The organism is Alcaligenes aquatilis, assembly GCF_003076515.1.
Classification (GTDB): Bacteria; Pseudomonadota; Gammaproteobacteria; order Burkholderiales; family Burkholderiaceae_B; genus Alcaligenes; species Alcaligenes aquatilis.
This window is the reverse complement of the sequence record NZ_CP022390.1, coordinates 845,596-869,518: the sequence shown is the minus strand read 5'-3', so window position 1 is coordinate 869,518 and position 23,923 is coordinate 845,596. Positions and strand designations below refer to the sequence as shown.

19 protein-coding genes, 1 tRNA gene, 1 pseudogene and 2 riboswitches are annotated in these 23,923 nt (G+C 54.8%); of the genes and pseudogenes, 10 read left to right on the top strand and 11 right to left on the bottom strand.

The window, feature by feature from the left end; translation table 11 throughout:
• Positions 1–72 precede the first annotated feature (72 nt).
• Positions 73–1,377 (bottom strand): MFS transporter, encoded by a 1,305-nt coding sequence (locus CA948_RS04070; protein WP_108727403.1) that lies wholly within the window; start codon positions 1,375–1,377, stop codon positions 73–75.
• Positions 1,378–1,455: 78 nt separating this feature from the next.
• On the opposite strand from CA948_RS04070, the gene CA948_RS04065 reads away from it, so the two are divergent.
• Complete coding sequence (locus tag CA948_RS04065; RefSeq protein ID WP_094196534.1) at positions 1,456–2,454, top strand: Lrp/AsnC family transcriptional regulator; 999 nt, start codon at positions 1,456–1,458, stop codon at positions 2,452–2,454.
• A gap of 163 nt (positions 2,455–2,617) precedes the next feature.
• Here the strand turns inward: CA948_RS04065 and CA948_RS04060 are convergent, their stop codons facing one another.
• Positions 2,618–2,791: a YegP family protein gene (locus tag CA948_RS04060; protein WP_003800466.1), complete on the bottom strand. Its 174-nt coding sequence runs from the start codon at positions 2,789–2,791 to the stop codon at positions 2,618–2,620.
• A gap of 227 nt (positions 2,792–3,018) precedes the next feature.
• Here CA948_RS04060 and trhA point away from each other — a divergent pair, with 227 nt between their 5' ends.
• Positions 3,019–3,639, top strand: a complete 621-nt coding sequence (gene trhA, locus CA948_RS04055; protein WP_108727402.1) for a PAQR family membrane homeostasis protein TrhA — start codon at positions 3,019–3,021, stop codon at positions 3,637–3,639.
• Between the two features lie 270 nt (positions 3,640–3,909).
• Here trhA and CA948_RS04050 read toward each other — a convergent pair whose 3' ends face one another.
• The 3 genes from CA948_RS04050 to CA948_RS04035 form a co-directional block, all read right to left on the bottom strand.
• Positions 3,910–4,902 carry an exodeoxyribonuclease VII large subunit gene (locus CA948_RS04050; RefSeq protein ID WP_159086115.1) on the bottom strand — a complete coding sequence of 331 codons (993 nt, stop codon included), beginning with the start codon at positions 4,900–4,902 and terminating at the stop codon, positions 3,910–3,912.
• 230 nt (positions 4,903–5,132) lie between these two features.
• The gene (locus CA948_RS04045) at positions 5,133–5,567 is read right to left on the bottom strand and encodes a GNAT family acetyltransferase (RefSeq protein WP_108727400.1); all 435 of its coding nucleotides are present in this window, start codon (positions 5,565–5,567) and stop codon (positions 5,133–5,135) included.
• Between the two features lie 532 nt (positions 5,568–6,099).
• Positions 6,100–6,176: transfer RNA gene (locus CA948_RS04035), tRNA-Val, on the bottom strand.
• Positions 6,177–6,636: 460 nt separating this feature from the next.
• On the opposite strand from CA948_RS04035, the gene CA948_RS04025 reads away from it, so the two are divergent.
• The 5 genes from CA948_RS04025 (at position 6,637) to CA948_RS17755 (ending at position 13,161) form a co-directional block, all read left to right on the top strand.
• On the top strand, positions 6,637–7,053 hold the full coding sequence (locus tag CA948_RS04025; RefSeq protein WP_094196532.1) for a YkgJ family cysteine cluster protein: 417 nt from the start codon (positions 6,637–6,639) through the stop codon (positions 7,051–7,053).
• A gap of 168 nt (positions 7,054–7,221) precedes the next feature.
• Positions 7,222–8,268: an NADP(H)-dependent aldo-keto reductase gene (locus CA948_RS04020; RefSeq protein ID WP_108727397.1), complete on the top strand. Its 1,047-nt coding sequence runs from the start codon at positions 7,222–7,224 to the stop codon at positions 8,266–8,268.
• Between the two features lie 210 nt (positions 8,269–8,478).
• A complete protein-coding gene (nadA, locus tag CA948_RS04015; protein ID WP_108727396.1) occupies positions 8,479–9,612 on the top strand; it encodes a quinolinate synthase NadA in 1,134 nt (377 codons plus the stop codon).
• The gene (nadB, locus tag CA948_RS04010) at positions 9,612–11,354 is read left to right on the top strand and encodes an L-aspartate oxidase (protein ID WP_238988650.1); all 1,743 of its coding nucleotides are present in this window, start codon (positions 9,612–9,614) and stop codon (positions 11,352–11,354) included. Before nadA ends, nadB begins: the two co-directional genes overlap by 1 nt.
• Positions 11,355–11,578: 224 nt before the next feature.
• A riboswitch (glycine riboswitch) is annotated at positions 11,579–11,666 on the top strand.
• 4 nt (positions 11,667–11,670) lie between these two features.
• Positions 11,671–11,751: riboswitch (glycine riboswitch) on the top strand.
• A 48-nt stretch (positions 11,752–11,799) separates the two neighbouring features.
• Positions 11,800–13,161, top strand: a complete 1,362-nt coding sequence (locus CA948_RS17755; protein ID WP_108727395.1) for a D-amino acid dehydrogenase — start codon at positions 11,800–11,802, stop codon at positions 13,159–13,161.
• Here the strand turns inward: CA948_RS17755 and CA948_RS17750 are convergent.
• The 3 genes and pseudogenes from CA948_RS17750 to CA948_RS03990 form a co-directional block, all read right to left on the bottom strand.
• Positions 13,106–14,482, bottom strand: a pseudogene (locus CA948_RS17750) (ATP-dependent DNA helicase); the annotation flags it as partial. The gene CA948_RS17755 and the pseudogene CA948_RS17750 overlap by 56 nt on opposite strands.
• A 797-nt stretch (positions 14,483–15,279) precedes the next feature.
• A complete protein-coding gene (locus CA948_RS03995; RefSeq protein ID WP_108727393.1) occupies positions 15,280–16,947 on the bottom strand; it encodes a VRR-NUC domain-containing protein in 1,668 nt (555 codons plus the stop codon).
• Between the two features lie 39 nt (positions 16,948–16,986).
• On the bottom strand, positions 16,987–17,496 hold the full coding sequence (locus CA948_RS03990) for a MarR family winged helix-turn-helix transcriptional regulator (protein ID WP_108727392.1): 510 nt from the start codon (positions 17,494–17,496) through the stop codon (positions 16,987–16,989).
• 85 nt (positions 17,497–17,581) lie between these two features.
• Here CA948_RS03990 and CA948_RS03985 point away from each other — a divergent pair, with 85 nt between their 5' ends.
• Entirely contained in the window at positions 17,582–18,451 is an 870-nt protein-coding gene (locus CA948_RS03985; protein WP_108727391.1) for a DMT family transporter, read from the top strand.
• 101 nt (positions 18,452–18,552) lie between these two features.
• Here the strand turns inward: CA948_RS03985 and CA948_RS03980 are convergent, their stop codons facing one another.
• A complete protein-coding gene (locus CA948_RS03980) occupies positions 18,553–19,860 on the bottom strand; it encodes an aminotransferase class I/II-fold pyridoxal phosphate-dependent enzyme (RefSeq protein WP_094196523.1) in 1,308 nt (435 codons plus the stop codon).
• 77 nt (positions 19,861–19,937) lie between these two features.
• Here CA948_RS03980 and CA948_RS03975 point away from each other — a divergent pair, with 77 nt between their 5' ends.
• Together CA948_RS03975 and CA948_RS03970 are read left to right on the top strand one after the other, a co-directional pair.
• On the top strand, positions 19,938–20,741 hold the full coding sequence (locus tag CA948_RS03975) for a YggS family pyridoxal phosphate-dependent enzyme (RefSeq protein WP_108728703.1): 804 nt from the start codon (positions 19,938–19,940) through the stop codon (positions 20,739–20,741).
• Entirely contained in the window at positions 20,738–21,007 is a 270-nt protein-coding gene (locus tag CA948_RS03970) for a hypothetical protein (protein ID WP_094196522.1), read from the top strand. Before CA948_RS03975 ends, CA948_RS03970 begins: the two co-directional genes overlap by 4 nt.
• A gap of 141 nt (positions 21,008–21,148) precedes the next feature.
• Here CA948_RS03970 and CA948_RS03965 read toward each other — a convergent pair whose 3' ends face one another.
• Both CA948_RS03965 and CA948_RS03960 read right to left on the bottom strand, forming a co-directional pair.
• Positions 21,149–22,465 (bottom strand): MFS transporter, encoded by a 1,317-nt coding sequence (locus CA948_RS03965; RefSeq protein WP_094196521.1) that lies wholly within the window; start codon positions 22,463–22,465, stop codon positions 21,149–21,151.
• A 269-nt stretch (positions 22,466–22,734) separates the two neighbouring features.
• The gene (locus tag CA948_RS03960) at positions 22,735–23,874 is read right to left on the bottom strand and encodes an FAD-dependent monooxygenase (RefSeq protein WP_009454531.1); all 1,140 of its coding nucleotides are present in this window, start codon (positions 23,872–23,874) and stop codon (positions 22,735–22,737) included.
• Between the last annotated feature and the right edge of the window lie 49 nt (positions 23,875–23,923).

The following is a 23,923-nucleotide window of genomic DNA, read 5'->3' as shown; positions in this document are numbered from 1 at the left end:
CTTCCTGAAAATCACACAGCCCGCCAAGCGGGCTGTACATGCCCGGCCTGACGCCGGGCGAAACGGGCGCGATCAGCGCAGTTTTTTTCCAACTGTCTCGGGCATACGGATGAACGTGATCAAGGTAATGACCGCACCAGCCAGCACATAGTAAAAGAACCAGCGTTCCAAGCCATTGCTTTGCAACCAGGTCAGCAAATAAGGAGTGGTCCCCCCCAGCAACGCCACCATCAGGTTATAGGGCGCCCCGATACCAACCGCACGTACGCTGGTTGGAAACTGCTCAGACATAATGGCAGGGCCAATCGAGGTATACATGGCGTACAGCACCAAGCCAAACAGCTCTACCGTCAGGATGGAACCGAAAGACGGCCCCAATGTGCTCATGAGCGGATAAAAGAAGAACAAATACCCGGCGGCAAACACGATCAACTGCGGTTTGCGTCCGATACGATCGGACAAAGCGCCAAACAAGGGCTGCACCACCATGAACACAATCAACGCCACCGTATTGGCGGCAAAGGCCACCTTGGGATCGGCCTGCACATGGCGGATGGCGTAGGTCGGCACGTAAGCGACAAAGATATAGAACGCGAAGGTTGTCAGAATGGAAAAACCGATAATGCGCAGCACTTCCACAGGATACTCACGCAACAAGGTACGCAAAGGCTGCTTTTCTACACCCGCTTTTTTGCTTTCAGAAAAAGCCTCAGTCTCGGGAATCGAGCGCCGAATCCAAAGGCCAGCCACACCGCCCAATGCTCCCAGCAGAAACGGAATACGCCAGCCCCACTCGGCCATCTCCGCCCGGCTCAAGCAGGTCGTGAGCACCCAGCCCACAGCCGAGGCCGCCAAAATACCGACTGCCGCACTGAAGAACACGAAACTGGAATAAAAACCGCGCCGATGAGGGGGCGCCATCTCGGTCAAGAACGTGGTAGCCGAGGCATACTCCCCTCCCAGGGACAAGCCCTGCAGCAAGCGGGCCAGCGTCAACAAAAGAGGCGCCGCCAAACCTATTGCAGCATAGGTCGGGGTTACTGCGATAATAAGCGACCCTCCGGCCATCATCAGGATAGTCAGCCCTAAAGCGGCCTTGCGTCCGTAGCGATCGGAGAAAATGCCAAGCAACCAGCCACCGATGGGACGCATGAAAAAGCCCACTGCAAAAATGCCGAAGCTGGCCAGCAACGCCGTGGTCTCATTGCCGTCGGGAAAGAACTGGCTGGAGAAAAAGATAGCGAAGGAAGCGTAAATGGTCCAATCAAACCATTCAACTGCGTTGCCTACACTGCCAGCCACAATGGTACGAACGCGCGAGACCGGGGCAGGGTCGAGGCCAGGCGGGGCGCTCGGACGATGAGAGGGAGAGCTCATGAATTCCTCAATTTATTTATTTTTGGACAAAAAAAGATTAAAAAGTTTGTTTTTTAGCAATTGAAGAAGGTTAATTAGATGAATATGGTCACGTCAAGCAAGGGTAAACCCTTGCTGCCCACGCTCGATGACACCGATCTGGCCTGCTTGATTGCCTTGCAGGCAGATCCACGGGCCTCCTGGCGGGAGCTGGGCGCAGCCGCAGACATTGCCGAACGTACCGTGGGCAGGCGAATCAAACGTCTGTTGGAAACGGGTGCATTACGCGTGATTGCAGAAACCGACCCGCTGGCAACAGGCAAGGGGGTCGTACTGCATGCCTGGATGCGTTGCCACGCCGGTCAGGTCCCTCACGTGGCTGACACACTGGCCCAAATGGAGAACTGCCAATTGGTTGTCACCTTGGCCGGCTCAGCAGACCTGATGGCTGAACTGACTCTGGCCGATGAAGCAGACATGCCCGAACTGGTGACCCGCATTCTGCCCTGCATGCCAGGAGTCGAGCACGTCGATGCACGCCTGGTCCTACGGTCTTTTCGCCGCGCAGGTCAATGGCGCATACAGGCCGACCCAGCCGGCATTACCGATACAAGCTCCGCACACACCCCCCTTGCGCTCAACGAGGCTGAACAGCGAATCGCAAACTGGCTAAAAAGAGATGGACGGGCCAGCCTGGCCGAACTGGCGGAGCAGGCGGGCGTGAGCGAACCTACTGCCCAGCGACTGTTGCAGCATTTGGTGGAGCGCAAGGCGCTGTCGTTCAGGGTTGAAGTGGAGCCCGCTTTGGTGGGATTCCCAGTTGAAGCGGTGGTATCCGTGCAAGTACGCCCTCAAGCCGTCAATACCTTGGCGGCGCACCTGGCGCAAGATCCCAATACCCGTTGCCTGTTCGGTACCAGTGGCCCCTCACAGCTTTTCTGGCACATTTTGTGCCGAGATAGCCTGCAGCTCTGGGATGTGGTGACACGTCGGCTGGGGGAAATAGAAGGCGTACTCAACAGCAACGTTGCAATCGTCATGCAAGCTCATAAACGCTGCGGTATCGTGCGCGGCCAGGAGTCGGCACAGGAGGAATAGTCAGTTAAAAAAGGAGGACAGGCCGGCCTGCTCATCGCCACGCAGCATGGCTTATGCCGCCCAGCCGTGAGCATCTGCACTTGGCTTCATAGACATAAACTCTTATCCGTGCCAGACCGGCCAGACCCGCCTGGATGACCAAGGCGGGAAACAGGCTGTTTACCTACTCCTCGACCACTGGAGCATCGGGTATCCCTTTCTTCACAGACTCAATGCTGTTTTGTGCGCTCTGCTTGCTGGTATAGCCTTCCGAACTGACACAAATAATATTTCCATTTGCCGCCTTGAATCGCCACCGCCATTCACCGCCTTTGTCTTTATAAAGCACAAATTTCATGATGCCCCTCCCTGAAATAAGAACGCACGTCGCGCTGCTCCCATCCTAGAGCCGGGCGGGTTCAGCAGAAATTGGGGTTTACCTGACCGTCTCGGTACGCTAGGCCATGTACCTAGGCCCGGACTTGACACACACCAATGCGAAACCCTGATTTATCCACTACGCTTTCCCCTTACGGCGACAGTCTTACAATCTGCCTACCACCTATTTGGAGAGAAGAGAAAATCATGTATCACGGTGAACGATTCAACGCCTGGACACACCTGATCGGTGCTGTCCTGGCTGTGGGCGGCGTATCCTGGTTGCTTGTCATGGCCAGTTTGACTGGCGATCCCTGGCGCATCACCAGCACGGCCATCTATGGCGCCACGCTTATCCTGCTTTACCTGATCTCCACCCTGTACCACTGCTTCAAGGGACGAGCCAAAAACGTATTCCGGAAGATGGATCATTTTTCCATCTACTTGCTGATTGCTGGCAGCTATACACCCTTTTGCCTAGTAACGCTGCGAGGGCCTTGGGGATGGAGTCTGTTTGGTGTGGTCTGGGGCTTGGCAGTCATTGGCATTGTTCAAGATATCCGCCCCCGTACGCCCGCGCGCGTATTGTCGCTGGTGATTTATGCCGTTATGGGATGGATTGTATTATTGGCGTTAGGGCCGTTGGCTTCCAATTTGGGCTCGCAGGGCTTTTCCTGGTTGGCAGCAGGTGGCGCAATTTATACCGCTGGAATTGTTTTCTTTGTGTTTGACGAACGTTTTCGTCATTGGCACGGTATCTGGCATCTATTCGTGCTGGCTGGCAGCGCAGCGCATTTTTTTGCGATCTCCCAGTATGTCGTGACGTAAGGTGAAGTACCGGGGCAGCAATGATAAACCATGGTACGTAGCTCGGCATTCCCGCATCTGTTGATCATGGCGGGCTTTCTATCAGCCACCAGCGTAAAGCCCCTTGCTCACGCTAGCCGGAACTATACAACCTTCCTTTTTGAAAGCGATCAATGCCCACACAAGAAACAAAAACCAACATCGATATGATGAAAATGGATAGCAATATGAATGGAATCATTTCTGCTATCCATTTAACATTCAATCAAATTCGATCCATTTCACCAAGAGTTATTTAATTATCAAAATAAGCAATAAAATAGCTATCACTGCCCATAAAGTTTTTATATTTTTAGTGTGAGACGATTTTATTTTAATGATTTCATGCAATCGATTAATTTCCGCACGAGAACCATTACTTACACTCTCAACTTCCTCAGATAGCTCTATTATTTCAGACATTTGTTTTTTCACCAGACCCTCATATTCTCCTAGCAATTTATTCACTTGGCATAACTGCTCCCGAATATGGCTTCCTGCTTGCGCTGGCACAGCGGCTGAGAAATCTGCAATTAGATCGGCCAAGGTGCTATTCCCGCTGTGACCGATACCCGTCACGCGATAAGCTTTCGCCTCCGATAATGCGCTCAAGACCTCTGCATTATTAAACACAGCAAAATCAACGTCTTCACCACCTCCTCGAATAATAATCAAGATATCCGCGTGGCTAGATCGTATCGCTTCAGCCACTTCCGAAGCCGACGTAATCCGAATAGGGACAGGCCTAATCTGGCATCTACCTGCCGCCTCCCCAAGACCGTTGTAGAAGTCTTCATCCACCTGAGCCGCGCTAGCCCCGGAATAAATAACATCAACGCTTAATCTAGACTGCAATGGAAAGACATTTCGTACTGGTTTGAGCGCTTTGAGCGCAGCTAGGTTTGATTGAACTACTTTTCGCCTATTTTGATCATCCTCGCTCTCCGGATGCCGCAAATGCAACACGTCTAATTGCACCTTCAGTTCTCCACGAATAACCTTAATAGTGGGATAGCCAACTATCTCAACCATGTCTCCATCATCACAGCCTTCAAATACTTCTCTAGAAGCGTTAATAGCTAACGGCCCTTCAGCATCAAGAACAACACCATACACAGTGTTCCAGCCGCGAGATTTAGAATATGCGCGCTGGGCCTCCAAATTCATAAGCACCCCATACACGCGAATTAACAGTCCTTTATCTGACCATCCCTTTAACTCTCGCTTGGCCACTTCCACCATCATGCGCCCAACATCTCCACTAGACATTGTTGGCAGAAACTCTTGATTCTTTCTCACCGTCTCCCCCGCTTTCGATTATTCACGGGTCCCGACCTTAACACGCATTGGTCCCAGAGCGTCTAATTTAATTTTTTGGTGCTGATTTCTTGCTACGTTTCAATAAAAACCCGCCGATCTTCTGATGGGCGGGCCATACTACTTTCACTGCGCTGATTAAATTACTCAGATTTACTCTACCCCTCTTGCGAAGGCAAGTCTTCAATTATCCTACGGCCAAGACTAATCACATCGTCTTGCACATAGCCCAAGCTCAAATAGAAATCAATGACCTGCTTATTGGTGCTACGTATCAACAAATTCACTTTTGGGCAGCCCCGCGCTATTAGCAAGCGCTCGGCCTCACGCATAAGAGCCTTACCGTAAGACCTCTGACGGAACTCAGGATCCACGGCCAAGTAATACACCCAGCCCCGATGACCGTCAAAACCAATCATGGCGGTTGCAATAACTTTGTCTGTCTCTGTCCCTACAAGGAAAAGCTCTGGCTGCTCGGTCAGCTTACGGGCAATATCTTTATAAGGATCATTCCAAGGCCTGATCAAGCCACAGTTTTCCCATAGCGCAACAACGGCCAGCTCGTCCTGCGTTTGATATGGTCGTATTTTCATGGAACCAAGGATACTCAAAACGGTAAGAGTACATTCAAAACACTGTCGGGACACTCGACAACGCACTCAAATACTGAGGGCTTTGTCCGGACGTCACTCTTTTCTGTTCCCCGGCGTACACAACCCGCGCTCTACGCTTATCAGCAGCGAGACGATGAACCGGGTATTGAAATTCATGGGATTTGGCGGCCTGCAGACGGGCCATGGCTTTCGTGGCTTGGCTTCCACTATCATGAACGGGCAAAGCGGTTTTCGCTCAGAGGTGATTGAGCGTTAGCTGGCACACCGTGATCGCAACAAGGTGCGCCGTGCCTACAACCATGCCCAGTACATGGCAGAGCGTCATGATCTGATGCAATGGTGGTCGGACTATCTGGATGAACAGCAGGAGAAAGCATCCCAAATAGCCATGCCCCGATTCATGCCCCCAAAATACCTTGGCGCAGCTTGGAACGCTGAGCAACAAAAAAGCCCCAAAGCATTGATCTTTGGGGCTTTTCTTGGCACAGCGTGGTGCTGTGTGCATGTATTCTGGTAGGCAGTACTGGATTCGAACCAGCGACCTCTACGATGTCAACGTAGCGCTCTAACCAACTGAGCTAACCGCCTGCGGTGAAGAAATGAAATAATAGATCTTCCCTATGGGGCTGTCAACACTATTTCGTGTTTTTCTATAAAAAAGATGATCTTTTTTTTATGGACTCTCTGCAAAATTAGCTCCTCAGGCCAAAGAAATTGTGCAATCCTTTGTTTTATAAGTATTAAACAAAAAAACAAGCAGATTTTCAGAAATTCACGCCCCGCCTGGCTAGGCAGATCAATGAAACATATGGATACACACAATCTGTCTCCAGCCAGCATCAAGCTAGCCCATCACCACACGATTTTTCTATTCAAGTTCTTCGGGCAAAAATAAAATAATTGCTTTACGCCTGCAGATCATCGATCTCGTCTGAAACGGATCTGCGGCCGCTACGGGACACCTACGCACATGACTTGCTCTTCTCTCCCGCCTACCCCGACTCAACTGCTGGATTTACCTGGCGTTCAGGAAACCACACTGGAGACGGTGCTTTATACGCCTCCCAATGACGAGATTTTTGATGAAAACCCCTGTTTAAGCTGCGGCGTGTGCTGTTCACATTTTCGGGTCTCTTTTTACAGCGGTGAACTAAGCGGCGAGACGGGCGGTACGGTGCCGGTCGAGTTAACCACCCAGGTTGGCCCATTACGCGCCTGCATGAAGGGAACCGAGCAAGGTGAAGGTCGTTGTATCGCCTTGCGCGGAACGTTGGGCCAGCCCGGGATTCATTGCGCTATTTATCCGGATCGCCCCACCCCCTGTCGTGACTACCAGATCTGGGAGCTGGATGGCAGCCCCAATGTGGATTGCCAGCGTTTGCGCAGCAAGCACGGCCTACCTTTGCTGCCTAGTCGTCCTTTGCCTGCTCCACCTGCTTTGCCGGAGCATGATGAGGCGGCCTGAAATCGCTCAGTACTACAGCAGTACCTCAACACAAAACCATCGTAAATAACTTGCGATGGTTTTTTTATAAAGAATCAGTTCAATCAGCACACCGGCAAGCAGGCTAAATACGCTACCATGCACGGTTTGTAGGGCCGCCCGGCCCTGCGCTTTCGGGAGTCGAAGTAAATGAAATACCGCAAGCTGGGCAATACAGACCTGGACGTCAGCCTGATTGGTTTGGGCACCATGACGTACGGGGAACAGAACAGCGAGGCCGATGCGCACGCTCAACTGGATCTTGCCCTGGAACTGGGTGTGAATCTGGTGGATACCGCCGAGATGTACCCTGTTCCCCCCATGGCGGCCACGCAAGGTTTGACCGAGCAATATATCGGCACCTGGCTGGCTAAAACCGGCCGCCGCAAGGACATTGTTCTGGCCAGCAAAATTGCCGGTCCCCAACGTGACCCCAAGCGCCCTGGTCATATCCGCAATGGCGGCACCAGCCTGGATCGCAAGAATCTGGAGCAAGCCCTGCATGACAGCCTGCGTCGGCTGCAAACAGACTATCTGGACCTGTATCAATTGCACTGGCCAGATCGCAGTACGGTGACGTTTGGACAGCGTAGCTACCCGTGGAAAGAAGAAGACACCATCCCTATCGAAGAGACCCTCTCGGTACTGGACGAGTTTGTGCGTCAAGGCAAGGTGCGTCACATCGGTGTGTCCAATGAAACGCCTTGGGGTGTCTCACGCTTTCTGGAGTTGTCTCGCTCGCGCTCCCTGCCTTTGATTGCCACCATCCAGAACCCCTACAACTTGCTGAACCGCGTGTTTGAAGAAGGTCTGTCCGAATTTTGCCGTTATGAAGGTCTAGGTCTGCTGGCGTATTCGCCATTGGCGATGGGAGTGTTGACGGGTAAATATGACAACGGCGCTCGCCCCGAAAAAGGACGTTTGACCTTGTACAACCGCTTTACCCGCTACGATGCACCGCGTGCCCGTGAAGCCGCGCTGGCCTACAACGAGCTGGCTCGCGAATACGGTTTGACGCCCACTCAATTGGCCCTGGCCTGGGTGAATCAGCAAGCCTTTACCAGCAGCAATCTGATCGGTGCGACCACACTGGAACAACTGCGCGAGAACATCGCCAGTGCGGATGTTCAACTGAACGATGAGCTGATCGCCAAGATCAACGCGATTCATCACCACACACCGAATCCCGCGCCTTAACAGGATCTCCCCCTGCTTTGGGCACATAAACCCAAAGCAGGGCACCCCTCTTTTTTATTCCTCTGTTCCGTTCTTGCGCTTGCACAATGCTGATTTTTTATTTATGCTCAAAAAAAGCATAACAAGAGAGACATACGACTTCCCGTTCAGAAATTCCCATTTCCCATTTTTTTCATCCATTTATGCTCAAAATGAGCATCAAGGACAAACATGATACAGCGCTATCCCATTGATGTCTGCCAGCCGGACTCTCAGGATGCTTTGAGTCGTCAAATCACCTGGCACGACGTCCCTCCCAAACTCAGCGTGCAAAGCGATAAAGCCGCGCTGAAGCAAGCCTTGGCCAAGCAGTTGAAGGAGCAAGACGCCGTGCTGGTCGCCCACTATTACACGGACCCCGATATTCAGGATCTGGCCTTGGAGACTGGCGGCTGCGTGGGTGACTCCCTGGAGATGGCGCGCTTTGGGCAGGAGCATACGGCCAGCACGGTGTTGGTGGCCGGCGTGGGCTTCATGGCCGAATCGGCCAAGATTTTGAGTCCTGAAAAACGCGTGCTGGCTGTACATGACGAGGCGACGTGCTCGCTGGATCTGGGTTGCGCCCCCGAGGATTTCAAGCAATTTTGTGCTGTGCATCCAGACCGGGAAGTGGTGGTGTATGCCAATACCAGCGCAGCCGTCAAAGCACAGGCGGATTGGGTTGTGACGTCCTCCATCGCCCTGGACATCGTGCGGCATTTACACGCACAAGGGAAAAAGATTCTGTGGGCACCGGATCGTCATTTGGGCTCCTATATCCAAAAACAAACCGGCGCAGATATGCTGCTCTGGCAAGGCTCCTGCCTGGTGCATGACGAATTCAAGGCCGATGGTTTGAAGGCTGTGATGAGTGAGCACCCTGATGCCCAGGTTCTGGTTCATCCCGAATCACCCGCTTCTGTTGTTGCGCTGGCGGATGTGGTTGGCTCGACAACGCAGCTACTGCGCGCTGCCATCAATCATTCTGCCGACACTTTTATCGTCGCCACCGATCAAGGAATCTTGCATGCCATGCGCCAGCAGGCGCCGGGCAAAACCTTTCTGGCAGCACCAACTGCGGGCGAGAGTGCCACCTGCAAAAGCTGTGCCTATTGCCCCTGGATGGCGTTGAACAGTCTGGAGGCTTTGCGTCAACGTCTCAGTCAACCAGGCCCTGGTATTCAAGTGGCCCCGGATTTACGTGAGGGCGCACGACGCTCCTTGCAACGCATGATGGATTTTGCGGCTGCTCAGCAAAGCAATTTACGCGTCAGTGCGGACTTGGCCGAGCACAGCCAGCAATTCCAACATGTAGGAGCCGCTTAATGCTGCAGTCAGGCTCAACACAGACGCAGGTGCTGATCATCGGTGCGGGGCTGGCAGGCACCAGTCTGGCCCTGTCCTTGCCTTCCTCGATGCATGTCACTTTACTCAGCAGCGCCCCCGTTCCTTGCGGGGCCAGCCCGATGGCCTTGGGCGGTCTGGCGGCTGTGCTCAGTGCCCAGGACAGCCTGGAACAACACATTGAAGACACACTGGAAGCCGGCGCTCGGCACTCGGATAAGGAGGCAGTACGCGGGATTTTGCAAGCCGCGCCAGATGCAGTGCATTGGCTACTGGAAAGGCAGGTGCCTCTGGACAGAACCGAAGATGGCCAATTGCATCTGACCCGTGAGGGTGGGCACAGTCGGCGGCGCATCGTGCATGCGGCCGATGCCAGCGGCTACGCCATCATGCAGGCTTTGGCTCCTCAATTGGCTAAAGCCCCTCATGTTCAGCAGCGTACAGACTGTCTGGCATTGACTCTGCGCCGCAACGAACAAGGCGCAGTGGCTGGCGTGGATATTTACGACAAACACACCCACCGCTACGAAACCATTTTGGCGGACCATGTCGTGCTGGCAACAGGCGGGCTGGGCAGCCTGTATGCGCACAGCACCAATCCCGATAGCGCCTTGGGCGAAGGGGTTGCCTTGGCCTGGCGCGTAGGTGCTGCCATACGGGATCTGGAGTTTGTGCAGTTTCATCCGACCTGCCTGCATGCAGAGGGTCCAACCTTTCTGCTGACTGAAGCCTTGCGTGGTGAGGGTGGTCATTTATTGGACAAGCAAGGTCGCCGCTTCATGCCAGCTTACGACGCCAGAGCGGAGCTGGCTCCACGCGATATTGTGTCGCGTGCTATTGCCGCACATATGCGGCAAGAAGGCAGTAGCCATGTCTGGCTGGATGTACGCCATCTTGGTGCGGATACCTTACAGCAGCATTTCCCCAAAGCCCTGGAAGAAGGTTTATGCCGGGGTCTGGACTTACGTCGGGACTGGGTGCCGGTTGCGCCTGCCGCGCACTACAGTTGCGGGGGAATTCAAACAGACATGTCAGGCCGCACGACGGTGCCTGGTCTATATGCCGTGGGGGAAGTAGCCTGCACAGGTTTACATGGAGCAAATCGCTTGGCCAGCAACTCCTTGCTGGAGTGCGTCGTCATGGGGCGGGCGGTGGCCGAGGCGATTGCTAGAAGCAAGAGGACCCAGCGTTCAGCTTTGGTCCCGGAGACAGATGCTGCAACTACAAGTTCGATTTCAAGTTCATGTTCATACACAAACTCAAATCCAAGTTCCAGTTCCAGTTCACAGGCTAGTGTCGGCCCCAATTGGGGTTTGAGTTTGAACTCTAGTTCGCACTCGAATCCACGACCTTCCCTTATGACAGCCACGGCAGCCGATGCAGTGGAAAACGCAATCATCGCCAACAACGACAAAGCTTGCCAATATGACGGAAACAATAGCTATAGCAACGGCAGCCATAAAAACCACAGCTCATCCACCAACAATCCCCCTTCTCTGCCCGCCTTGCGCAACTTAATGCAAGAGCATGTCGGCTTGCTACGCAATCACCTAGGACTGCTTCAGGCCTTGCACACCCTGGACCATTGGCGCGGGCAAATTAGCCTTCTGCCCCCCAGCCTGGATCAACGGACCCTCAGCCTGCAACTGGACACCGCCTGGCTGCTGACTCAGGCCGCCCTGGATCGACCACGCAGTCTGGGTGCGCATTACCGCCTGGACTAAGTCCATAAAGAAACAAGCACCGGTCGGGAATCAACGACATGTCGGGCCCACATTAAGCGAAAAAGTAAGTAATAACTCGGTATCAAGGACCGGCAGTCTCAACAATTTTCCGGGCTTAGCCAACAATTGCATCTATCCATAGAAATCCCCCAAGCGCTGCATGCAGCTCCCGGTTTACCCTGATTGCAAACTTTTGTAAGCACGGCTACTGTAGTTGCGTCACTACAGGCGGTATGAAAGAGACCTGTTCAGTCAGGCGCCGACGGAGCAACCACCCCGGAATCTCTCAGGCAAAAGGATCGTACCAGCCCGACACTCTGGAGAGCGGCGCATGACGCCCACCGAAGGAGCCCAGCCTGAAACATCGGTTGGATAAACTCTCAGGTCACAGGACAGATGGGGTATTGCCACTACTCGGTGGTAATTCACCTGTCAGGAGCCTGTTATGTCGCATATTGCCGTCATTGGCGCCGGTATTTCCGGAATCACCACCGCCTACGCCCTCAGCCTGAAAGGCTATCAAGTTACCGTTATCGACCGCCTGCGCTACCCCGCCATGGAAACCTCGTTTGCCAACGGCGGGCAGTTGTCCGCGTGCAATGCCGAGGTCTGGAACAGCCGCAGCACCATACTCAAGGGCTTGAAGTGGATGATGCGCAAAGACGCCCCGCTGCTGTTCAACCCCAAGCCAAGCTGGCACAAATACAGCTGGATGGCGCAGTTTGTAGGCGCGATTTCCGGTTACGAGCGCAACACCGTGGACACCGTCAAGCTGGCCATTACCGCCCGCGAGAATCTGTACCAATGGGCTAAGGACGAAAACATTGATTTCGACCTGGAACAGCGCGGTATTCTGCACATTTACCACACCCCCGGCGGCTTTGAGTCTGGCAAGAAAGTCAGCCAACTGCTGCAAAAAGGCGGTCTGGAGCGCCGAACCGTTACCAACGAGGAAATCCACCAGATTGAACCTGCCTTGCAAGGCACCTATTACGGCGGTTTCTTTACGCCTTCGGACGCCACGGGCGATATTCACAAATACACACGCGGTCTGGCCGATGCCTGCGCCAAGCGCGGCGTGAAGTTCCTGCAAGATACAGAAGTTCTGGGTATTGATTGTGGCCCACCACACCGTATCCAGCTGCGTACCGGTGAAGGCGCTGAAGCCCACACCCATACGCTGTCTGTCGATTCCTTGGTGGTGTGCGCTGGCGTAGGCAGCCGTCACTTGGCCCATATGCTGGGCGACTACATCAATATCTACCCCGTCAAAGGCTATTCGATTTCGGTGTATCTGGATACGCCCGAAGCCCAACATGCCGCCCCTTGGGTCAGCTTGCTGGACGAAGAAGCCAAGATTGTGACCAGCCGCCTGGGCAAAGATCGTCTGCGCGTGGCCGGTACGGCGGAATACAACGGTGCCAACAAGGACATTCGCGCCGACCGTATCGCCCCGCTGACCAACTGGACCCGCCGCAACTTCCACGATGCCGCGACCGATCGTGTTGTACCGTGGGCTGGTTTGCGTCCCATGATGCCGGACATGATGCCGCGCGTAAAAGCAGGCAGCCGCCCGGGCGTGTACTACAACACTGGCCACGGTCACCTGGGTTGGACGCTGTCAGCGGCCACCGCGCAAATCATTACCGAAGTGATTGCCCAGAACGAGCGTCAGTCCGCACCTGCTCAATTTGCCACCAGTCCGGCAGCAACTGCTGCACCCGCCGCTGCCCATAGCGCTCGTCAAGCAGATACACAAAGCCCTGATCCTGTTCATCGCGAATCACACGACCCGCGGCCTGTGTAATCTTGCGTAGTCCCGGATACAGATAGGTATAGTCATAGGCCCGCCGCTCCCCAAAGAGCCGGGCCATGACTTGCCGCACAGACTCATTGGCCGGGTTGAATTGCGGCAAACCCAGGGTGGCAATAAAAGCACCGATCAAGCGTTTACCGGGTAAATCTACCCCTTCTGAAAACGCCCCTCCCAGCACTGCCAAACCTACTCCCTTTCCGTCCAGCGTAAAGCGGTCCAGAAACTGCGTTCTTTGCAGATCGCTCATGCCCGGCTGCTGATGCCAAAGCGGCATATCCGGCCAGCGCTCCTGCAAGGCCTGGCTAACCTGCTCCAGATAGTCAAAACTGCTCAAGAACAAAAGATAGTTACCCGGCTGTGCCTGATAGGCCTGCCCGACAATATCGCAGACCCCGCTCAGACTCTGGGCCCGGTCAGCATAGCGCGTAGACAGACCGGCATATTGGCGTACCCGTAGTTGCTCGGCCCGATACGGCGATGCCACGTTCAACTCAGCCGTACTTGGCGGCAAACCCAAGACATCACGATAAAACTGTGAGGGATTCATGGTGCCGGAGAACAGCACCACACCGTGCGCGTCGCCATAGCGTTCAGCCAGAAACGGAGCAGGCACAATATTGCGCAGGTTCAGGAGCACACCATCGCGCTGCGCCAAAATATCGAATAAGGAATGCGAGCCGAACTGTCCGGCCAGGTCCACAAAGTACAGCAGCTCAAAATAAAACTGCAGCAAGGGGCTGTCTTGCGGCATGGGATTCTCAGCCACATAGGCCCCTAAGCGGGCTGCCAGATAGTCGCACTGTTCAAGCAGATCCTCCGGGATTTTTTCCAGCCCCCATTGATCGCCCCCTTCCTCGGGTATCAAATCCTCCATCAAGCGAGTCAACGGCGTGAAATGACGCTTCAAGACCGAAGGCGCGGCTTTACGCGCCATGCGCAACTGCACTTGCGAAAAGGACGCGGAATACATGGAACGGGCGCGTTCTACCAAGTTGTGTGCTTCGTCCACCAGAACAGCGCTGCGCCATTGCTGAACCAGAGTCTGGCTATACAGCACCGCATGTGTGTCGAAAAAATAGTTGTAGTCACCCACAATGGCGTCCGCCCAACGCAGCATTTCCTGGCTCAAGTAATAGGGGCAGACCTGGTGTTTGCTAGCCACTTCTTGCAAGCGCTGGCTAGTTAGCATGGGTTGCTCCAGAGCCTGCTGACGGGCCGCAGGAAGCCGGTCGTAAAAGCCTTCGGCCAGAGGGCAGGATTGGCCATGGCAGGCTTTATCCGGATTGGGGCACTGCTTGTCGCGGGCCACCATTTCCAGCACCCGCCACGCGCCCTCACCTTCTGGGTTTAAACGCTGCAAGGCGTCCAAGGCCATTTGCCGACCCGAATTTTTAGCCGTCAGATAAAAGAGCTTATCCAGTCCCGCCTCCGGCATGGCTTTCAGGCCGGGAAATACGACTGCCAAGGTTTTGCCGATACCGGTTGGCGCTTGGGCTAACAGGCACTGTGCATCGCGCTGAGCCCGGAACGCGGCTACGGCCAGTTGCCGCTGACCCGCACGAAACTGATCAAAGGGAAATTGCAAAGCAGTACAAGCTTGATCGCGCGCCAGCCGATGCTTTTGCTCCTGCCGCCCCCACTCAAGATACAAGCGGCATTGCTGCTCAAAAAAGGCCCACAGATCCGCGCGCCCCAGGTATTCAGAGACACTGGTTTCTTTGTGCTTGTCCACGTGGTAATACACCACGCTGACGGTCATTCCCGGCAAATCGCGCGCCTGACAAAGCATGGCCGCATAGACTTTGGCTTGCGCCTGATGCAGGCGTCTATGGTGCTTGGGAATGGCATCAAAAGCACCACGATAGGTTTTCAGCTCTTCCAGGCAATTGCTGACGGGATCAAACCCATCGGCCCGACCACGCACCACTAGCCCTTCCATCTCATAGGACAGCGGTACTTCGGCTTCATAGTGGTCGGGGCGACGTAGCGTTAACTGCTGGTGGCCCAGGATACCTTCCTGTGCCGTGGCCGCAGGCGTAAAGCGCAAGTCCAGATCCCCGCTGCGGGCGGTAAATTCGCATAAGGCGCGTACACCTACGGTCCAGGCTTTCATGACGACTCCGGCCGGGTCACATAGCAGACACGCGCAGGGATGGCATGCTGCTCGAAATAACTGAGCCAACGTCGCTGGTTATCCTGCAAGCGGTCTCCGGGGCCTTTTACCTCAATCAATTCATAGCTTTGCTGGGCAGGCATGAAGCGCACCAAATCCGGCAGGCCGGAACGGTTGTCCCGCCAATCCTGCAAGATACGCTTGAACACCAGTTGCAGATGCTGAGCCGGGATGCACTGCAAGGCCTGCTCGATCAAGGACTCGTTCAAAGCTGGCCAGATCAGCAAGGGGCACTGTATGCCACGCTTTTCCTGCCAGCGTTGCCAGATCACGGTTTTATAGTCTGCGCCGTCCAGCACACTCAAAGACTGCTCAAACAAGTTTTGCCTGCGCGATACAAAGTCCGGGTTACCCCAATCGGCCGGACAAGCTTGATAGGGGTGGAAAAACGCACCAGGCAAGGGAGCGAAAATAGCCTCCCAGCTCAACAAGCCTAATAAGGCCGGGAACAAGGCATTTTCTACGTAAAACACAGGTGCCAAGGGGCTGTCCCAATGAGCCAGCACCTGCGATTCGACCCGATTGCCGTCATCGAACAAAACCAGATCACTGCGTTGTGTGCGGCTTGCGGGTTTATTGGAAGGCGAGCTGGGCGGAGCGTCTACCGCCAGTTTGCGACGCATGCGAGGCAACATACGCAGCAACTTCTGGGTTTCGCTTTCATTTTCGGGCTGGTTCCACGCCTGACAAAACAAGGGCCAGGCACCTTGATGATTCTCCTGACGCTCCAATACCCGCAATTGGCGGTAACGGGCTCCCGGCCAGCTTGTCTGCAAATACGCTTGTTCGGCTAAGGCCCACCAATGTTGACGTTCGGCTTGCTGGCCTAGCTGGAACAGGGTTTTTGCCTTACGTCGTTGCAGCCAGTCGCTGTCAGTCTCAACTGCTTGAACGGCGGCAAAGCGCTGTATCCAAAGATCGGGGTCGGCCTCATCCTGTGCGTCTCGCAGCTCGGACAAGGTTTCATACAAGCGCACGTCCTCATTGTGGCGAAACGCCCGACTGGCCTGATCCAGAACCACGGTTTCGTAGCGATACAGGCCCAGATCGCTCAGCACAAACTCGGACCAGTCCTGATAATGGTTGCCAAAGAACAGCAACTGCAAACGCTGTGCCCAATGCATGACTTGCGGTGATAGGCGCAGTGTGGGAGCTTGCAGGACTGGATCGGCACACCACTGCGTAAAAGGCCGAGCCTGTTCGCCGTGAGCCTGCCCAATCCATTCCAGATAGTCCGATTTGCGCCCGGCGGCTGGCAGATCACTGAACAAACGGCGCAGCTCAGGCACTGTATGGACGGCAAACAAGGTTTCCAGATCCAGCTCAGGATCGGTTTCTATTAGCTCGCAAGCAGCCAGCTCTTGCACTGCCGCATCCAGGTTTTCGATCTCGGCATAACGCAACTTGTCGATACGAAACACCGGGCCTTTACGCATCAGCAAGCGCACCAACAGGGCTTGTGCAGGCTGGGAAGCATGCACAAAACGATGGCCGCACTGGACGTGTTGGGGCTCCAGCAGGTCGGAACTGGTGTGTTGTACCCACTGCAAAACCTGATGGAAATTATGCAGATAGTAAAAAGGAGGAAGCTCGGGCGGGGTCATAAGCAGGCTGTGTATATATCCAGCTACTTTAGCATTCCTTCAAGCCTGGCGCGACTCTAACAAGCGCATCCAGTCGCGCAACAAGGTATCCAGACTTTGCCGCTGCGTGGGATCCAGACCTTCCAGCAAATTTTCTTCATTGGTCAAATGGTCCACCACAACCGCATCCACACAGGCCAGACCCGCTGGGCTCAAACGCACCAGAATACGGCGGGCATCTTCCGGGTCGGCAATGCGTTCGATCAAGCCCTGCTTTTCCAGGCCCTGCAAACGATGCGTCATAGTGCCGGAGCTGACCATCAAGGTGGAAAACAAAGCGGTGGGTGCCAAGGTGTACGGCGGGCCGGAGCGGCGCAGGCTGGCCAGCACATCAAACTCGCCCAACTGCAGGCCGTGACGTCTGAAGTTGTCGCTCATCTGTTTTTGGACCAGTTGGAAGCAGCGCGTCATGCGGCCCAGCAAGGCCATGGCGTCCAGATTCTGCAAGTCTGGCCGCTGTTCGCGCCATTGATTGATGATCAGGTCTACCGCGTCGTGTTCTTCGCTCATGATTTCTCGATTTCGATATTTATCTTGATATTAAGATAAATCATCCCTACACTGACATTTATCTCGACATCAAGATACTTTTATCATGAACCGACTTTCTCTCTGGCTGGTGACGGCCTTGACCGCATTAGGCCCCGCCATCTGGGGTTCCACCTACATTGTGACCACCGAAATCCTACCGCCCGATCGCCCTTTCATCGCGGCCTTTTTGCGCTGCTTTCCCGCTGGCGTGATGCTGCTCTTGTGGAGCCGACGCATGCCTGCCCGAGGTGATTGGGGGCGTACCCTGATTCTGGCGGCCTTGAATATTGGCGCATTTCAGGCGCTGTTATTCGTTGCGGCTTACCGCTTGCCGGGTGGTTTGGCCGCCGTCGTAGGAGCAGCTCAACCCTTGGTGGTGATTGCCCTGGCCTGGGCGCTAGAAGGTAAACGCCCTGTCACCCTGGCCTTGGTCGCTTGTGTGATCGGCATCATGGGCATGGGTATTTTGCTACTTTCGCCAGAGAGCCAATGGGATACCTGGGGCATGGTCGCGGCCATTGTCGGGGCCTTGTGCATGGCCATGGGCACCTACTTGTCGCATCGCTGGCGTAGTGGCATGCCGATTCTGGCTTTCACGGCCTGGCAATTGATGTTGGGCGGTTTGATGCTTGCCCCTCTGGCCTTATGGCTGGACCCACCACTGGACAGCTCCTTGAGCGGCGTACAAATCGGCGGCTACCTCTACCTGTGTCTGGTCGGTGCGCTGCTGGCCTATACCCTGTGGTTCCGCGGGATTGCCGTCTTGCCCTCTGTGGCCGTGTCCTCGCTGGGCCTGCTCAGTCCGCTGACCGCCGTGATTCTGGGCTGGCTGATTTTAGGTCAGGCCATGACAGGCTCCAGCCTGCTGGGCATTATTTTGGTGATGGGCAGTGTGCTGGCAGTACAGTGGATCAGCAATCGCCCGGCCAAATAAATATCTTGCGCCCATAAAAATAGCGCCCCTTTTAACGATCTGGATGGGCGCGTAAGAGAGTTCACTATCTTGCTACTCCGTTAGAAGCAGCAAGATAGTGACTAATAGCGTTCTTGCAGGACTTGGGCTAAATCTGTCGCAAAGCGCTGGGCGTCTTTGGCATTCAGATTCGCAAAACTGACACGCAAGCCTTGAGCAGGACTGCTCACACCAAAGACTTGCCCGGATCGCACCAGCCAGCCACGTGCAGCCAATCCTGCCAATACCGGCTCGGCTTCCCGATCCAGCGGAATCCACAGATTGAAGCCTTCCTCGCTATCCCAAAAAGGAATGCTCTGCTTTTTCAAGGCGTGCATCAAGTCGGCGCGAGCCTGCACATAGGCAGCTTGCGCAACACGAGTCTGCGCCTTGATCTCGGCATCCGTCAGCCCATGAACCACCATTTGCTGTAAAAGATGGCTGACCCATTGCGCCCCCGAAGCCAAACGTTGCGACAAGCGTTCGCTGGTTTGCAGATCCGACGCCACCAGAGCCACGCGCAAATCCGGCCCCAGACCCTTGGACACTGAACGAATCAAAGCCCAGCGCAAATGATCGGCAGGAATCACGTTTCGGTAAGGGCTGCTGGCCAGCATCCAGAAGTGGTCGTCAATCATCAACAGCAATTCGGGATACTGCTTCAGAATTTGCTCGATCTGCTTGGCACGAGCACGGCTCAGTGAGCATCCCGTGGGGTTGTGCGCACGTGGTGTCAAGATCAAAGCGCGCAGGCCATCCTCCAAAGCGGCTTGCAGCGAGGCCGGCACAATCCCCTCGCTATCGACCTCAATACCCACTGGCTTGTAGCCCAGCGTATGCACCGAGTTGATGCTGTTCAGATAGCCAGGATCTTCAATCCCGACTTTATCGCCCGCCAGCAAAAAGGCTTGCAGCAAACGCTCGATTGCATCGACCGCACCGTAGCTGACGTGATAATCGGTGTCTGGCGGTGTGTCTTTATGAAACACCTGCTGACACACGGCACGCAACTCAGGCACCAGAGGGTCCGCACCGTACAGAGCCTGGGTTTGACCGCGTACCCCAGCCGTCAATTGGGTGGGCGCAGGCAAATAGCCCAGCGCCGGATTGCCGCTGGCCAAATCCTGCAAGGCCGAGCTGGCGCCATGCCCTTCGCGTGCCAGCTCCCGGATCGCCTCACGGATCCGTGTGCCACGACGTCCTTGTGCATCGGCCACCCCGGCCGAGACCAGGCGCTTGTATGCCAGGGCTACCGTATTCCGGTTCAATCCCAGTGTTTGAGCCAGCTCGCGTACCGGCGGCAAAATCTGGCCCGGAGCAATTCGCCCCAGTGCCACTTGCTGTCGGATATCATCGAAAAGTTCCTTCGCGTTGCTTCCCTGGATATTCATTTTGACCTATGACATAATAGTTTATGCGCGACCCGCAGGGTCGAGTTTATCTTTTTTTTCTTCCTTACTGGTGCGCCATGTCCGAATTCGCCCCTGATCTACTTCACACCGAGCATTATCCCACCTCCACCAGTGTAGAGGCATTTCGGGAACGCATTGCCCTGGTACAACAAAGAATTGATGCTGCCTGCGTACGCTATGGGCGTGCTGCTGGCGATGTCCGTTTACTTACTGTCAGCAAAACCTTCGGGATTGACCGCATCCGCCTGGCCTACCAGGCCGGTTGTCGCTTATTGGGCGAGAACAAGGTGCAGGAAGCCGAAGGCAAGTACGAAGCGCTACGCGAAGAACTGCCAGATTTGGAATGGGCTGTTATTGGACACCTGCAAAGCAATAAAGCCAAGTCCGTTGCGCGCTTTGCCTCTGAATTTCATGCGTTGGACAAGCTCAAGACCGCTGAAGCGCTGGACCGCCGTCTACAAATTGAAGGCCGCAGCCTGGACGTCTTCGTGCAAGTAAACACCTCCAGCGAAGACAGCAAGTTCGGTTTGCCACCCGAAGAAGTACACGCTTTCGTGCGCGAATTGCCACAATTTTCTGCCTTGAAAGTCAAAGGTCTGATGACCTTGGCTTTGATGGACGCCGATCCGGAGCGGGTACGGCCCTGCTTTGCCCTGCTGCGCAATTTGCGTGATCAACTGCGCAACGACATTGCCCACGCTGAAAACATTCGTGAACTATCCATGGGTATGTCGGGTGACTATGAAGTCGCCATTTCCGAAGGCTCCACCATTGTGCGCGTTGGACAAGCCATTTTTGGTGCACGCGCCACGCCCAACAACTTTTACTGGCCCGTCTCCGATACGGCAACAACATCATGAATCCATTACGCCTGATCCTGCGCCAAAACGGTAAAGAAGTCGGACATTTTGAATCCAGCCCCTGCTGCCCGCCCGAACAACTGATTGCCGTGGCTCGCCACCTGATGACGCTGCCTGACAGCGAGCTGGAACTGCAACAAGCCAAAGGCGAGCACCGTATTTTGGATAGCGGCCCGCACGGCTTGCGCGTTCTGAGCGCACAGGTTCTATACGAAACCGCTGATTTGCAAGCCTGGTTGCAGCAAGGCAGCAAGGTTTCTGCCTGATCCTGATCAGTGGTCGGCCACAAACCCGTCACTGCGGTTCGTCAAAGCGGCGTTCTCAAGACGCCGCAACTATAAAAAACCATACCCGGCCAAGAGCCAGGTATGGTTTTTGTGTTTCAGCCTGCAGGAACAAACAGCAACTTAGCGGTTCACCTGCTTGGCAGGCAAGGCGTATGCCAACAAGCAGCTCACCATCAAACTACCGGCAAACAGCCACAAAGCGGCGCTGCCCGAACCGGTCAGGTCGGTAACCCAACCAATCAAGGAGTTACTGACCAGACCGGCAATATTGGCCAAGGAACATGCCAGCGCAAAACCCGTTGCTGCTGCAGTACCTTTCAAGAAGGTAGCCGGCAAGCTGAAAAACACAGGCACAGCACCCATAATCACAGCCGAGGCCACCGTAAAGGCCAGAACAGTCAACCAGGCGTGATGAGCCACAAAAGTACTGGCAACCAAGGCAATCGCACCGATGGTCAGCGGCACGATCAAGTGCCAGCGACGTTCACGGCAACGGTCCGAGCTGGCACCAATCATCAACATGCCTGCTACACCGGCCAGCGAGGGAATCGCCGTCATCAAACCAATCTGGAAGGGGTCTTGCACACCGGCAGCACGAATAAAGGACGGCATCCAGAAACTGATGGAGTACGTGCCTAGCAGAATGGAGAAGTCAATCCCGCCCAGCATCCACACTTTCAGGTTGAAGAAACCATCTTTAAAGCTGTGCTTGACGCCCTTGCCTTCGGCATCGTCGGCAGCCAGATCAGCAGCCAGCCGAGACTTCTCTTCCTTGCTAAGCCACTGCGCAGACTGATAGTTGTTCGGCAAGGCCCAGAAAGTCAGAATACCAAGCAGCACGCTGGGAATCGCTTCCAAAAGAAACAACCACTGCCAACCACGCCAGCCGTTCATGTGATCAAAGTGACCGATAATCCAACCGGACAAAGGACCACCAATCACGCTGGACAGGGGCAAACCGATCATGAACAAGGCAATGATCTTGCCGCGTCGGTAGGTAGGGAACCACAGGGTCAGGTAGTACAGCACACCTGGCAAGAAACCCGCTTCTGCCGCACCCAGCACAAAACGCAGAATGTAGAACTGCGTAGGTGTGGTGACAAACATGGTCAGGCCAGACAAGATGCCCCAAGTAATCATGATGCGGGCAATCCACAGCTTGGCACCGACACGTTCCAAAATCAAATTGCTGGGCACCTCGAACAGGATGTAACCCAGAAAGAACAGCCCGGCCCCCAGGCCGTACGCTGTCTCACTCCATTGCAAATGATCGAGCATTTGCAGCTTGGCAAAACCGACGTTGATGCGGTCCAGATACGCTGCCAAATAACAAAAGCACAGGAATGGGATCAGACGCCAGACGATCTTTTTGTAGAGATCCCCGTTTCCGTCCCGGCCTGCAGGCACCGCCGTGGGACTTTGGATGGATGAATGCACCTTGTATATCTCCAGATAATTATTGGTATGCCTGGTGAACCAGAAAACTGCCTAAAAACAGCGCCTGACAGAACACAGCAGGACCCTGAACACGTCCGCACTCCCCCCATTGGGCTGCAGACTGTTTACGGATGAGAAATGATGTATCAACAGTGACTCCCGACTGCACATGCCCAGCTCTATCCCTATAGAGAGGCCATGCACAGCGGGACCCGATCAGATTGATGCGCTGCACCCGGATCGCTCCCGGGTTCAGCGCAGCGCACGGCTTAGCTGGACTTCAGGTCCTGGCCGTACAGGTCGTAGCCGTAAACCCAGGCCGGATCTTCTTGCGTGCGCAAGAAGGTATTGGCGTTGGACACGGACTGAACACGCGTCGCGCGCTCTTTGCGGTTGAGCTCGTACAGATCGAAGGCTGTGCGGAAATCCGACAAACCGGTCTCTTGCAAGCAGCGAGTCAACATGGCGGCATCTTCAATCGCCATGCAAGCACCTTGGGCCATATGTGGCTTCATGGGATGACATGCATCACCCAACATGACCAGACGACCACGGCTCCACAAAGGCAGCGGATTGCGGTTGCGCAATGGCCACTTGGTAATGCTTTCGGTCGATTTGATCAGGTTCTGAACCGTGGAATGATAGCCTTCAAATGCGGCCAGCATCTCTTCTTGCGAGCTGTCTACGTACGCCCCCTGAAAATCCCAGGCCGGATGTGGCACGCCAGTCACAAAATAGTACTCATCGCGCTTGCCAGTGGTGTAGTACACCATCATGTGACGGTCATCGGTCCACCATTTCACACAGTCCTCGAACTCATCGGCAAAACGGGCCAGATTCTCACCACGGATCAGGGCACGGTGGGCCACCCAGCCGCTGTAAATCGGATCTTCGACACCCAGCAGGGTTTCGCGGATCTTGGAGTGAATACCATCAGCCCCAATCACAATGTCAGCTGTCACGCTGGTGCCATCGGCAAACTCCAGCAGCACGTCGTCACCCCGATCCACCAGATTTTGCAAACGCTTGCCAAAGTGCACGGTGCCGGGCTTGATGCTGTCAATTTGCAAAGCATGCATATCACCACGATGCACGGTAATGTACGACGCACCGTATTCTTTCTTGGCAAACTCGCCCAACGGAATACGGGACAGGTAGTCGCCCGTTTCGCCATCGCGGCTGAACCAGAAGTCCGGGTGCGAGCCCATATCATCCAGCGCTTTTTCCAAACCCATACGGCGGAAAATCTTCATCACGTTGGGGCCCACGTGGATACCGGCACCCAAACGCGAGAATTCTGGCGCCTGTTCAAATACTTCTACCTCAAAGCCAGCTTGCTGCAACAGAGTCGCCGCAGCGGCTCCGCCAAGACCGGCCCCTACAATCGCAATCTTGACTGTTTTTTCCATCGTTAGCTCCAAATCACGGCACAAATTAAAAGTGCTCACTACATGTTTT